Below are 12,637 nucleotides of genomic sequence, written 5' to 3' on the forward strand. Positions count from 1 at the left end.
GCGCGACAAGTGTAAACAAATGTTGTACTTTGTCGCGGCTCTTTTCATGTGCCGTTTGGCGTATTCCGGGCGCTCACCTCGCCACGGCTATTGCGACGCGGCCAGGTCGCGCACGTCGTTCTCGTAGGACTGCAGCCGCCGCATCGCCTTGTCGCGCTGCGCCGCGCTGGTCTGGTTGTGGAACTCGGCGATGTCGTGGCAGGCCTCCTGCTGCAGCGCTTGTTGGCGGTCGCGCCAGGGCCCTGGGGGCGGATCGGCAATGCGCAGCACATAGGCATGGATTGCGGCCTGCGCGTCCGCCGGCGGGGTCTTCTGGGCGTTGAAGCGGCGCAGCAGCGTCAGCGCCTCCCGCTGGCGCCGCTTGCGCTCCGCATCGAGTTCGCGCGGATCGAACACCGACCGGGCCACCTGCAGCTTGAGCAGGTCGCGCTGCTCCGCATCCAGTCGGCCATAGAAGTCCTCGCTGCGCTCGAGGAACTTCTCGTAGCGCTTCTCGCGCTGCTTCTCGATGCTGCGGTCCAGCCAGTCCTTGCGGTAGTCCGCGTTGATGCGGGTGTACTTGCGTTCGAGCTGCTGCAACTGCGATTCGGTCAGGCTCACCGCGAGTTCGGCGCCCGCCGGCTCCGCGCGTTCCGCGAGGGCCAGGAGCCGGGTGCGGATCTCGTTCACCATCTCGCAGGTCTGCCCGGGCGTGACGTCCCGGGGTGCCAGTGCCTGCGCTTTCTGCAGCAGGCCGACGATCCGGGGCAGTTCGTTCTGGCGATGCCAGGCCAGCAGTTGGTCGAGTTCGTCGCGCACGCGAGGCGTCTGGGCACCGTCGAAATCGAGGTAGCCGTCGAGCCACCAATAGCTGACTTCCGGCAGGTTGTTGTACGCCAGCTTGACCGCGCTGCATGCCGCCAGCGCGCTGGCGAGGACCAGCACGCCGATAATCCGCGCCAGCTTTGCGCAACGAATCAGAGAAATACGCATGAATCAGACTCCGCAGGACAACCAGGGGCCAGTCGACGTCGTCATCATGGCGGCCGGCAAAGGCACGCGCATGAAGAGCAGCTTGCCGAAAGTGTTGCATCGTTTGGGCGGGCGCGCACTTGTCGCGCACGTGATCGACACGGCGGGACGCATCGGCGCGCGCAACGTGATCGTCGTGACGGGGCACGGCGCGACGGATGTCGAGACCGCGCTCGACGGCGCCGTGGCGGGCGTGACGCCCCAGTTCGCGCGCCAGGTGCCGCAACTCGGCACCGGCCACGCGATGCAGCAGGCCGCGCCGCTCCTGCCGGACGACGGCACGGTGGTGGTGCTCTCGGGCGACGTGCCGCTGATCGGCGATGCCACCTTGCGCGCGCTGGTGGCCGAAAGCGCGGGCCGGCGCCTGGCGCTGCTCACCATCAGCGTCGACCAGCCGACCGGCTATGGCCGCATCGTGCGCGCGCCGGGACACGAGGCCGAGGGCGAAGTGCTCGCCATCGTCGAAGAGAAGGACGCGAACGAGGCCCAGCGCGCCATCCAGGAGGTCTACAGCGGTGTCATGGCGGTGCCGACCCGACTCCTCAAGTCCTGGCTCGCCCGGCTGGACAACAAGAATGCGCAGGGTGAGTACTACCTGACCGACGTGGTGGGCTTCGCGACCATCGACGGCGTCCCGGTCGTCGCGCATCGCACCGACGACGCGCTGCAGGTGGCCGGCGTCAACAGCCCCACGCAGCTGGCGGCGCTCGAACGCGCCTACCAGCGGCGCCAGGCCGACGCGCTGATGGTGCAGGGCGTCCGGCTGGCCGACCCGGCGCGCTTCGACTTGCGCGGCACGCTGGCTTGCGAATCGGATGTGGAAATCGACGTCAATTGCGTGTTCGAGGGCGCGGTGTCCCTGGGCGCCGGCGCGCGCATCGGCGCCAACTGCGTGATCGCCAATGCGCGCATCGAGACGGGCGCGGTGATCCATCCCTTCACCCATATCGATGGCGAGAAGGCCGGCGTGACGGTGGGTGCGGGCTCGCTGGTCGGGCCGTTCGCGCGGCTGCGGCCCGGCGCGCGTCTGGGCGCGGAGGTGCATATCGGCAATTTCGTCGAGGTCAAGAACTCGACCCTTGCCGCCGGGGCGAAGGCGAACCACCTCGCGTACCTGGGCGACGCGACCGTCGGCCAGCGCGTCAACTACGGCGCGGGCAGCATCACGGCCAACTACGACGGCGCCTTCAAGCACCGCACGATCATCGGCGACGACGTCCACGTGGGAAGCAACTGCGTGCTGGTCGCGCCGGTCACGATCGGTGCCGGCGGCACGATCGGCGGTGGCTCGACGGTGAGCAAGAGCACGGAGCCCGGTGCGCTGACGGTCGGGCGAGCGCGCCAGGTGAGCTTTGCGAACTGGCAGCGACCGAAGAAATAACGCGCGTCAGGTGGGCGAGGGCAAGGGCACCCGGGGCGCGAACTTGGCGCGCTTGATGCTGAAGAAGGCCTTCACGTTGCGCACGTTGGCGTCGTTCGTGAAGAGGCGTTGCGCGAGCGCCTGGTAGGCCGGCATGTCCCGCACGGTGACGACCAGCACGAAATCCGGGCCTGGCGAAACGCGGTAGCACTGCTGCACGGCGTCGTCGGGGGCCACGCGTTGCTCGAAGGCGTCGAGCGCGGAGGCGTCCTGCCGGTCCAGCGAGACCTCGACCACCGCCGTGAGCAGAGGGCCGACGCGGTCGACGCTCAGGATGGCGACCTGGCTGTCGATCCATCCCGCCTCGCGCAAACGGCGGACGCGGCGAAGGCAGGTAGGCGGCGAGATGCTGAAGCGCTCGGCAAGCGACTGGTTGCTCTGGGATGCGTCGCTTTGCAAAGCGTCGAGCAGGCGCAAGTCAATGTCGTCTAGGTCTGAAAATTTCACAAATATGATGATAATGGAATAAATGGTCATTCATGCCGTTGTCAGAAAATATGAAACATAAAATGGTCAGAAACTGATCAAAAATTTCACAACGATCGGCCTACCATCGCCCCAACGTCCAATCGCAGGAGCAATTCAATATGTGTGGCATCGTCGGCGCCGTCTCCGGTCGCAACATCGTTCCCGTCCTCGTGCAGGGCTTGCAGCGCCTTGAGTACCGGGGCTACGACTCCTGCGGCGTGGCGGTCCACGCGGGCGGCTTGCGGCGCGCCCGCACGACCTCGCGCGTGGCCGAACTGCTGGCGCAAGTGCGGGACGACAACATCGAAGGCAGCACCGGCATCGCCCACACGCGCTGGGCCACGCATGGCGCGCCGGCGGTGCACAACGCGCATCCCCATTTCAGCCATGGCCCCGGCGCGGAGGCAGCGCGGCCCGGGCGCGTGGCGCTCGTGCACAACGGCATCATCGAGAACCATGAATCGCTGCGCGCGGCGCTTCAGGCCAAGGGCTATGTGTTCACGAGCCAGACCGACACCGAAGTCATCGCCCACCTGATCGACAGCCACTACGACGGCGACCTGTTCGAGGCCGTGAAGGCGAGCGTCAAGCAGCTCCAGGGCGCCTACGCCATCGCGGCGATCTGCCGCGATGAACCGCACCGCGTGGTCGGTGCGCGCGCCGGCTCGCCGCTGATCCTCGGCGTCGGCAAGGAAGGGGGCGAGAACTTCCTCGCCAGCGATGCCATGGCGCTGGCTGGCGTGACCGACCAGATCGTCTACCTCGAAGAGGGCGACGTGGTCGACATCCAGCCCGGCAAGTACTGGATCGTCGATCGCGCGCACAAGCCTGTCACCCGCGCCGTGCGCACGGTGCACGCGCACAGCGGTGCGGCCGAACTCGGCCCGTACCGCCACTACATGCAGAAGGAAATCTTCGAGCAACCGCGCGCGGTCGCGGACACGCTCGAAGGCGTGCAAGGCATCGTGCCCGAGCTCTTCGATGGCGTCGGCGTCGACGGCGCACCGGGCGCGGCCGCCTGGCGCGTGTTCAACGAGATCGACAACGTGCTGATCCTGGCCTGCGGCACCAGCTACTACAGCGGTTGCACGGCCAAGTACTGGCTCGAAAGCATCGCGAAGATCCCGACGCAGGTCGAGATCGCGAGCGAATACCGCTACCGGGATTCCGTGCCCAACCCGAAGACCCTGGTCGTGACCATCAGCCAGTCGGGCGAGACGGCCGACACGCTGGCCGCGCTCAAGCACGCGACGTCGCTGGGCATGGCGCACACCCTCACCATCTGCAACGTCTCGACCAGCGCGATGGTGCGCGAGTGCAAGCTGGCCTACATCACGCGCGCGGGCGTCGAGATCGGCGTGGCGTCGACCAAGGCCTTCACGACGCAACTCGCGGGCCTCTTCCTGCTCACGCTGGCACTGGCGCAATCCAAGGGGCGCCTGCCTGAGGCCGACGAAGCGCGCTACTTGAAGGAGATGCGGCACCTGCCGGTGGCGCTGCAATCCGTGCTCGCGCTGGAGCCGCAGCTCATCAGCTGGGCGGAGGATTTCGCGCGCAAGGAGAACGCCCTGTTCCTCGGCCGCGGCCTGCACTACCCGATCGCGCTCGAAGGTGCGCTCAAGCTCAAGGAAGTGACCTACATCCACGCCGAGGCCTACGCGGCCGGCGAACTCAAGCATGGCCCGCTCGCCCTGGTCACGAGCGAAATGCCCGTGGTCGCCGTCGCGCCCAACGACGCGCTGCTGGAAAAGCTCAAGAGCAACCTGCAGGAAGTTCGCGCGCGCGGCGGCGTGCTCTACGTGCTGGCCGATGGCGACACGCACATAGAGAGCAGCGAGGGCATCCACGTGATCCGCATGCCCGAACACTATGGGGCGTTGTCACCGCTGCTGCACGTGGTGCCCCTGCAGCTGCTGGCGTATCACACGGCATGCGCGCGTGGGACCGATGTGGACAAGCCGCGGAATCTGGCGAAGAGCGTCACGGTCGAGTGACGCGCCCGACTCAATCGATGGCGACCTTGGCTTCCTTGACCAGCTTCGCGTACTTGCTCGTGTCGTCCTTGATCTGAGCCGCCATCTGCGCAGGCGTGTCGCCGACCGGCTCGGCACCGATCTCTTCCATGCGCTTCTTGAACTCCGGCGACTGGATGATCTTCACGATCTCGGTGTTCAGCTTCGTGACCACTTCCTTGGGCGTGGCCGCGGGCGCGAGGATGCCGAACCAGGTGCCCTGGTTGAAGTCCTTGATGCCCGCTTCGGCCAGCGTCGGCACATCCGGCAGGGTGGTGGAACGCTTCGCCGTGGTCACGGCCAGCGCACGCAGCTTGCCGCCCTTGATGTGCTGCACCAGTGGCGTCAGCGTGTCGAAGGACATGTCGACCTGGCCACCCAGCAGGTCGGTCGTGAGCGGTGCGCTGCCCTTGTAAGGGACGTGCAGCAACTCGACGCCGGCCAGGCTCGAGAACTGCGTGCCAATCAGGTGCTGGACGGTGCCGTTGCCGTTCGAGCCGTACGACAGTTTGCCCGGCGAAGCCTTCGCCTGCGCGATCAGGCTCTTCACGTCGGTCGCCGGCGACTTGGCGTTGACGACCAGCACATTGGGCACCATCGCGACGGTGGTGACCGGCGCAAAGCTCTTCTCGAAATCGTAGGGGAGCCTCCTGTAGACGCTGGTGGCGATGGTGTGATGCACCGCACCCATGAGCAGCGTGTAGCCGTCCGCCTTGGCCTTGGCAACATAGTCGGCGCCGACGGTCGCGCCAGCGCCCGGCTTGCTCTCGACGATCACCGGTTGTCCGAGGCTTTGCGACAGCGGTGTGGTGATGGCGCGCGCCAATGCGTCCGAGCTGCCGCCGGGCGGAAACGGCACGACCAGGGTGATCGGCTTGGCGGGCCAGGCCTGCGCGGCGGCGAGCGATGCGGCGAAGCCGAAAGCGATGGCCGTCAGGGCGGTGCGGGGGCGGAAATTCGATGTCTTCACGGTTTGTCTCCTTATGGTGTGATGCGACTGTAGGCAGCCGGAGGGTGTTCAACGAGGGTCGAAAGTCAATCCGGCGTTAACTTGAATTCAACAAAGAAATCGCACCGCTCAGCGGCCGGACGCGATGGCCGCTCCACCTGCAAAGACGGCATCGCGGCCGAGTTCGGCCTCGATGAGGAGCAGGCGGTTGTACTTGGCCATGCGGTCCGAACGGCACAGTGAGCCGGTCTTGATCTGCGCCGCGGCCGTGCACACGCTGAGGTCGGCGATGGTGGTGTCTTCCGTTTCACCGGAGCGGTGCGAGACCACCGCGGAGTACCCGGCCTTGTCGGCCATCGCGATGGCGGCGAGCGTCTCGGTCAAGGTGCCGATCTGGTTCGGCTTGATGAGGATCGAGTTCGCCGCGCCGCGTGAGATGCCGCGCTGCAGGATCTCGGTGTTGGTGACGAAGAGGTCGTCGCCGACCAGTTGCACCTTGCGGCCGAGCTTCGCCGTGAGGAGTTCCCAGCCATCCCAGTCGTCTTCGGCCATGCCATCCTCGATCGTCACGATGGGGTAGGCATCCACCCAGCGAGCCAGGTAGTCCACGAACTGTGCGGAGTCGAAGTGCCTGGACTCGGACGCCAGCTCGTACCGCCCGCCATGGTGGAACTCGGAGCTTGCAACGTCGAGGCCCAGGGCGATGTCCGCGCCGGCCTTGAACCCCGCCTGTTCGATCGCGGCAAGGATGACCTCGATGGCTGCTTCGTTCGACGGCAGGTTCGGCGCGAAACCTCCCTCGTCGCCCACGGCGGTCGACATGCCTCGGCCCTTGAGCAGGCCCTTGAGCGGGTGGAAGACCTCGACGCCCCAGCGCATGGCCTCGGAGAATCTGGGAGCGCCGACCGGGACGATCATGAACTCCTGCATGTCGACGTTGTTGTCCGCATGCGCGCCGCCGTTGATGATGTTCATCATCGGCAGCGGGAGCACCGGCTTGCGGTCGCCGCCGATGTGGCGATACAGCGCCTTGCCTCCGGAGGCGGCAGCCGCCTTGGCCGCCGCGAGCGACACCGCAAGGATCGCGTTCGCACCGAGGCGCGACTTGGTCGATGTTCCGTCCAGTTCGATCATCAGCCGGTCGAGCGCGCCCTGGTCTTCTGCGGCGCGCCCGGCCAGCGCCTTGTTCAGTTCGCCGTTGACGTGGCCCACCGCCTTGGTGACGCCTTTGCCGAGGTAGCGTTTCGGGTCCGCGTCGCGCAGTTCGATGGCTTCACGGGCGCCCGTCGAAGCGCCGGAGGGCGACGCGGCCAGGCCCGTGGAGCCGTCGGACAACAGGACTTCGGCGGCGACCGTGGGATTGCCGCGCGAGTCCAGGATCTCGAAGCCGCGCACTTGTTGAATCGATGCCATGTCGGCTCTCCTCAGATCTGCGCGATGCGCAGCAGGTTGGTGGTGCCCGAAGTGCCGAAGGGCATTCCGGCCGAGATCACGATGGTCTGGCCCGCCGCGCCGAAGCCTTCCTTGAGAGCCGTGCGGCTGGCGAGATCGCTCATCTCGGGCACGTCCACGACCTCGTGGCAGAGCACGGCGTGGACGCCCCAGGCGAGCGCCAGGCGGCGCGCCGTGGCGAGCCGGGGGGTCATTCCGATGATGGGTGCGCGCGGCCGTTCGCGCGCCATGCGCAGCGCCGAATAGCCCGAGCTCGTATAGGCCACGGTGGCGGCCGCGTTGAGCAGGCCGGTGATGTCGCGCATGGCCGAGCCGATGGCGTCGGCGGTGCGAGCCAGCGGCTCTGCGCGCGAGGAATCGATCGCGGCGCGGTAGTTCGGATCGCTCTCGGTGTGCGCGATGATGCTGCTCATCATCTTCACGGCTTCCACCGGATAGCGCCCGCTGGCCGATTCGGCCGACAGCATGACCGCGTCGGCGCCTTCGTAGATCGCGGTCGCGACGTCCGACGCCTCGGCTCGCGTGGGCACCGGTGCGGTGACCATCGACTCCAGCATCTGGGTCGCGACGATCACCGGCTTGCCGGCCCGCCGGCAGGCGCGAATGATCCGCTTCTGGATCGAGGGCACCTGCTCGGCAGGCATCTCGACGCCGAGGTCGCCCCGGGCAACCATCACCGCATCCGTCTCGACGACGATGGCGTCGAGCGACGCGATGGCCGCCGGCTTCTCCAGCTTGGCGACGATGCCCGCACGGCCATCGACGATGGTCCTGACCTCGATGATGTCCTCCGGGCGCTGGACGAAGGACAGGGCCACCCAGTCGATACCGAGCTGCAGCCCATAGGCCAGGTCAGCGCGATCCTTCTCGGTCAGCGCCGAGAGCGGCAGCACCACGCCGGGCACGTTCACGCCCTTGCGGTCCGACAGCTTGCCGCCGTTCACCACCCGTGTCTCGGCGAAGTCCTTGCCGAACTTCTCCACCCGCAGCCGCAGCCGGCCATCGTCGAGCAGCAGGTCGGTGCCCGTTTCGAGCGCGGCGAAGATCTCGGGATGCGGCAGCGCCACGCGAGTCGCAATGCCAGGCGTCTTCGCGTCCAGGTCGAGCCGGAAGGCCTTGCCTTCGATGAGGTTCACGGGGCCATCGGCAAAGGTGCCGATGCGCAGCTTCGGTCCTTGCAGGTCGAGCAGCACGCCGATGGGCCGCCCGCTCTCGCGCTCGACTTCGCGGATCAGGTCGAGCCGGCGCTTGTGGTCCTCGTGCGTTCCGTGGCTGAAGTTGAGCCGGAACACATCGGCGCCGGCGTCGAACAGCGCCTGGATGGTCTGCCGCTCGTCGCTCGCCGGACCCAGCGTCGCGACGATCTTCGCGTGCTTGTTTCTTCGCATCTCAGTTTCTCCTGGTGGCGCGATCGGTGCTGCCGGGTTCGGCAGCGATCACGATCGCGCGAAAGTCGTTCACATTGGTCAGCGTCGGGCCGGTCACCACCGAGTCGCCGAGCGCCTCGAAGAAGCCGTGGCCGTCGTTGTCATCGAGGCGCTCGCGCGGCCTCAGGCCTTGCGCACGGGCGCGGGCCAGCGTGTCGGGCGTCAGCAGCGCACCGGCGATTTCTTCCTGCCCGTCGACGCCGTCGGTGTCGCCGGCCAGGGCGTGGATGCCGGGCTCGCCGTTCAACGCGATGCCCAGGGCCAACAGGAACTCGACGTTGCGTCCGCCCCGGCCGCGACCGCGCAGCGTGACGGTGGTCTCACCGCCGGACAGCAACACGCACGGCGCTGCCACCGGCTGACCGTGGCGCGCCACCTGCCGCGCAATGCCGGCCATGGTCCGGGCGACCTCGCGCGCCTCGCCTTCGATCGCGTTGCCGAGAATGCAGGTCGTCAGTCCCGCGTCGCGTGCGACCGCCGCGGCGGCTTCCAGCGCCATTTGCGGCGTCGCGATGAAACGTGTCTCGATGGGAGGAAGGCGTGGGTCGTTCGCCTTCAGCGTCTCCCCTTCGCCGGTCTCGAGCAGAGCCAGCGCCCGCGGCGGCACGTCGATCTCGTAGCGGCGAAGAATCTCCAGCGCATCGGCGCAGGTGGTGTGGTCGGGCACCGTCGGTCCGGACGCGATGTCGATCGGGTCGTCGCCCGGCACATCCGACAGCAGCAGGTTCAGCACCCGCGCGGGATGGCACGCTGCTGCCAGTCGCCCGCCCTTGACGGCAGACAGGTGGCGCCGCACGCAGTTCATCTCGCTGATGCTGGCGCCGCTCGCCAGCAATGCCCGGTTGAGCGCCTGCTTGTCTTCCAGCGTGAGGCCCGGCAGCGCCAGCGGGAGGAGCGATGAGCCGCCGCCCGAGATCAGGCACAGCACCAGGTCGTCGCTGCCGAGGCCTCGAACGACCTCCAGCATGCGGCGGGCTGCGGCTTCCCCGGCCGCATCGGGCACCGGGTGTGCCGCCTCGACGATCTCGATGCGTTCGCATGGCACCGCGTAGCCGTACCGTGTCACCACCAGCCCGGTGATCGGACCGCGCCAGTGGTCCTCGACCGCCCTGGCCATCGCCGCGGAAGCCTTGCCCGCGCCGATCACCACCAGCCTGCCTTTGGGCGGCTGCGGCAGATGGGGCGGGACGCACAGTGCGGGTTGGGCAGCGGCGATCGCGGCGTCGAACATGGCGCGCAGCACGGTGCGGGAGGCGTTCGGATTCATGGCAGCACTCGCCGAGATCAAGCCGCGATCCGAACGCCGCCCACCGGGTGGACCGGCTTCACGTCGTTGGCCGCCTCGTCGTCGCCTTCATACAGCTCGTCCAGATCCTCCGGATCGGTCTTGCCGTCGAGCACTTCCGCGAGGCGCTGACGGTCGACTGCGCCGACCCAGCGGCCGATCGCGATGGTGCCCACTGCGTTGCCGATGGTGTTGGTGATTGCGCGCGCTTCCGACATGAAGCGGTCCACGCCGAGCAGCAGCACCATGCCGGCGACGGGAATCTTGCCCATCGATGCAAGCGTGGCCGCCAGGGTGATGAATCCGGAGCCGGTGACCCCGGCAGACCCCTTGGACGTCAGCATCAGCACGCCCAGCACCACGAGCTGGTCGGTCAGTGTGAGAGGCGTGTTGGTGGCCTGGGCAATGAAGATGGCCGCCATCGTGTAGTAGATGCACTGGCCGTCGGGGTTGAAGGTCAGGCCCGAAGGAACGACCAGGCCGACCACCGGCTTCGAGACGCCGGCGTGCTCCAGCTTGCGCATCAACTGCGGCACCACGGATTCCGAAGAGCTGGTGCCCAGCACTGTGAAGAGTTCGTCCTTGATGTACTTCAGGAACTTCCACAGGCTGAATCCCGACAGCCGCGAGATTGCTCCGAGCACGAGTGCGATGAACAGGAAGCAGGTGAGGTACATCGTGCCCATCAGCTTGCCGAGCGAGACGACGGAGCCGAGGCCGTACTTGCCCACCGTGAAGGCCATGGCGCCGAACGCTGCCAGGGGAGCCACCCGCATGATCATTCCGACGATCGCGAACACGCCATGCGTGAACGAGTCGAGGAAGTCCACCACCGGCTTGGCGCGCGGGCCGATGTGGGAGAGCGCGATGCCGAACATCGTCGCGAACACGAGGATCTGCAGGATGTCGTTGCGGGCCAATGCGTCGATGACGCTGGTCGGCACCAGGTGCAGGACGAAGTCGACGAAGCCCTCGGGCTTGGCGCTGGCCGCCGTGTAGCTCGCGATCGCCTTGGTGTCGAGCTGCGTCGGGTCGATGTTCATGCCCCTGCCCGGGCCCACCACGTTGACCACGACAAGCCCCAGTGCGAGGGCAAAGGTCGAGAGGATCTCGAAATAGACGAGAGCCCGGACGCCGACGCGCCCGAGCTCCTTCATGTTTTCCATCCGGGCGATGCCGAGCACCACGGTGGCGAAGATGATCGGTGCGAACACCATCTTGATCAGCTTGATGAAGATGTCGCCCAAGGGCTTGAAATCGCTGCCGGTGTTGGGCATGAAGAAGCCGAGGGCCGCGCCGGCGAACACGCCGACGAGCACCTGGACGTACAGCTTTCCGAAGAAGCGGCGCATGGTTTGTCTCCTGAATGGATGTGTGGGCACGAGTTCGCCCCCGCAGCGCTTGGCGGCTGCTTTGGGTTGAGAGGCGGCGCGTGCCCGCGCGGCTCTCAGTACAGGAAGGAAGAAAACCCGGCCGCCGCGTGGTGGCCGGGGTATGGGGCTGTCAGGCCGCCTTGCGCTGCGTGCTGCCGGTGACCTGTGCGCACACGGCTTCGGTGACCTGTGCGGTGGTGGCGGTGCCGCCGAGATCGCGGGTGTGCAGCGACACATCGGCCGTCACCGCTTCGACGGCCTTCATGACGCGTCGGGCGGCCTCCGTCTCGCCAAGGTGCTCCAGCAGCATCACGACCGACCAGAAGGTGCCGACCGGATTGGCGAGGCCCTTGCCCATGATGTCGAAGGCCGAACCGTGGATCGGTTCGAACATCGACGGATAGCGGTGCTCGGGGTCGATGTTGCCGGTGGGCGCAATACCCAGGCTGCCGGCCAGCGCGGCCGCCAGGTCGCTCAGGATGTCGGCGTGCAGGTTGGTCGCGACGATGGTGTCGAGCGAGGCCGGGCGGTTGATCATGCGGGCCGTCGATGCATCGACCAGTTCCTTGTCCCAGGTGACGTCCGGAAACTCCTTGGAGACCTGCAGCGCGATCTCGTCCCACATCACCATCGCATGCCGTTGGGCGTTGCTCTTGGTGATGACCGTCAGCAGCTTGCGGGGGCGGGACTGCGCCAGCTTGAATGCGAAGCGCATGATGCGCTCGACGCCCGCGCGGGTCATCATCGACACGTCGGTCGCGGCTTCGATCGGGTGGCCTTGATGCACGCGGCCGCCGACGCCGGAGTATTCGCCTTCGGAGTTCTCGCGAACGATGACCCAGTTGAGGTCGTCCGGGCCGCAGCGCTTGAGCGGGCCGTCGATGCCCGGCAGGATGCGCGTGGGCCGCACGTTGGCGTACTGGTCGAAGCCCTGGCAGATCTTGAGGCGCAGGCCCCAGAGCGTGATGTGGTCGGGGATGTGCGGATCGCCGGCCGAGCCGAAGAGGATCGCGTCCTTGTCGCGCAGGGCGTTCAGGCCGTCGTCCGGCATCATCACGCCGTGCTCGCGGAAGTAGTCGCCGCCCCAGTCGAAGTTCTCGAACTCGAACTTGAAACTGCTGCTGGCCGATGCCAGGGCCTCGAGGACCTGCTGTCCGGCGGGAACGACTTCCTTGCCGATGCCGTCGCCGGGAATGGTCGCGATCTTGTACGTCTTCATGAATATGTCTCCGTTGGGTGG

Annotated in this window: 10 protein-coding genes; 2 read left to right on the forward strand and 8 right to left on the reverse strand. The window is 67.1% G+C overall.

The genetic code is table 11. The annotated features are described in order from the left end of the window. Window positions 1–87: 87 nt before the first annotated feature. Window positions 88–972 (reverse strand): DUF6279 family lipoprotein, encoded by an 885-nt coding sequence (locus QTH97_RS10500; RefSeq protein WP_286568077.1) that lies wholly within the window; start codon window positions 970–972, stop codon window positions 88–90. On the opposite strand from QTH97_RS10500, the gene glmU reads away from it, so the two are divergent. Next, window positions 971–2,392, forward strand: a complete 1,422-nt coding sequence (glmU, locus tag QTH97_RS10505) for a bifunctional UDP-N-acetylglucosamine diphosphorylase/glucosamine-1-phosphate N-acetyltransferase GlmU (protein WP_286568078.1) — start codon at window positions 971–973, stop codon at window positions 2,390–2,392. The genes QTH97_RS10500 and glmU overlap by 2 nt on opposite strands. Window positions 2,393–2,398: 6 nt before the next feature. Here the strand turns inward: glmU and QTH97_RS10510 are convergent, their stop codons facing one another. Beyond that, a complete protein-coding gene (locus QTH97_RS10510) occupies window positions 2,399–2,908 on the reverse strand; it encodes an Lrp/AsnC family transcriptional regulator (protein WP_444813415.1) in 510 nt (169 codons plus the stop codon). A gap of 110 nt (window positions 2,909–3,018) precedes the next feature. Here QTH97_RS10510 and glmS point away from each other — a divergent pair, with 110 nt between their 5' ends. After that, window positions 3,019–4,893: a glutamine--fructose-6-phosphate transaminase (isomerizing) gene (gene glmS, locus QTH97_RS10515; protein ID WP_286568080.1), complete on the forward strand. Its 1,875-nt coding sequence runs from the start codon at window positions 3,019–3,021 to the stop codon at window positions 4,891–4,893. A 10-nt stretch (window positions 4,894–4,903) separates the two neighbouring features. Here glmS and QTH97_RS10520 read toward each other — a convergent pair whose 3' ends face one another. From QTH97_RS10520 to QTH97_RS10545, 6 genes are all read right to left on the reverse strand, one after another. Continuing rightward, a complete protein-coding gene (locus QTH97_RS10520; protein ID WP_286568081.1) occupies window positions 4,904–5,881 on the reverse strand; it encodes a Bug family tripartite tricarboxylate transporter substrate binding protein in 978 nt (325 codons plus the stop codon). Between the two features lie 108 nt (window positions 5,882–5,989). Further along, a complete protein-coding gene (gene eno / locus QTH97_RS10525; protein ID WP_286568082.1) occupies window positions 5,990–7,273 on the reverse strand; it encodes a phosphopyruvate hydratase in 1,284 nt (427 codons plus the stop codon). Between the two features lie 11 nt (window positions 7,274–7,284). Continuing rightward, complete coding sequence (gene pyk / locus QTH97_RS10530) at window positions 7,285–8,700, reverse strand: pyruvate kinase (protein ID WP_286568083.1); 1,416 nt, start codon at window positions 8,698–8,700, stop codon at window positions 7,285–7,287. Window position 8,701: 1 nt separating this feature from the next. Then, window positions 8,702–10,006: a glycerate kinase type-2 family protein gene (locus tag QTH97_RS10535; RefSeq protein WP_286568084.1), complete on the reverse strand. Its 1,305-nt coding sequence runs from the start codon at window positions 10,004–10,006 to the stop codon at window positions 8,702–8,704. Window positions 10,007–10,023: 17 nt separating this feature from the next. Further along, complete coding sequence (locus tag QTH97_RS10540; RefSeq protein ID WP_286568085.1) at window positions 10,024–11,376, reverse strand: dicarboxylate/amino acid:cation symporter; 1,353 nt, start codon at window positions 11,374–11,376, stop codon at window positions 10,024–10,026. 151 nt (window positions 11,377–11,527) lie between these two features. Beyond that, the gene (locus QTH97_RS10545; RefSeq protein ID WP_286568086.1) at window positions 11,528–12,616 is read right to left on the reverse strand and encodes a tartrate dehydrogenase; all 1,089 of its coding nucleotides are present in this window, start codon (window positions 12,614–12,616) and stop codon (window positions 11,528–11,530) included. Between the last annotated feature and the right edge of the window lie 21 nt (window positions 12,617–12,637).

The organism is Variovorax gracilis, from assembly GCF_030317115.1.
Lineage (GTDB): Bacteria > Pseudomonadota > Gammaproteobacteria > Burkholderiales > Burkholderiaceae_C > Variovorax > Variovorax gracilis.

Coding starts and splice junctions, on each gene's coding strand:
- QTH97_RS10500 (WP_286568077.1), bottom strand. CDS start 972: ATGCGTATTTCTCTGATTCGTTGCGCAAAGCTGGCGCGGATTATCGGC.
- pyk (WP_286568083.1), bottom strand. CDS start 8,700: ATGCGAAGAAACAAGCACGCGAAGATCGTCGCGACGCTGGGTCCGGCG.
- glmU (WP_286568078.1), top strand. CDS start 971: ATGAATCAGACTCCGCAGGACAACCAGGGGCCAGTCGACGTCGTCATC.
- eno (WP_286568082.1), bottom strand. CDS start 7,273: ATGGCATCGATTCAACAAGTGCGCGGCTTCGAGATCCTGGACTCGCGC.
- glmS (WP_286568080.1), top strand. CDS start 3,019: ATGTGTGGCATCGTCGGCGCCGTCTCCGGTCGCAACATCGTTCCCGTC.
- QTH97_RS10540 (WP_286568085.1), bottom strand. CDS start 11,376: ATGCGCCGCTTCTTCGGAAAGCTGTACGTCCAGGTGCTCGTCGGCGTG.
- QTH97_RS10535 (WP_286568084.1), bottom strand. CDS start 10,006: ATGAATCCGAACGCCTCCCGCACCGTGCTGCGCGCCATGTTCGACGCC.
- QTH97_RS10510 (WP_444813415.1), bottom strand. CDS start 2,908: ATGACCATTTATTCCATTATCATCATATTTGTGAAATTTTCAGACCTA.
- QTH97_RS10545 (WP_286568086.1), bottom strand. CDS start 12,616: ATGAAGACGTACAAGATCGCGACCATTCCCGGCGACGGCATCGGCAAG.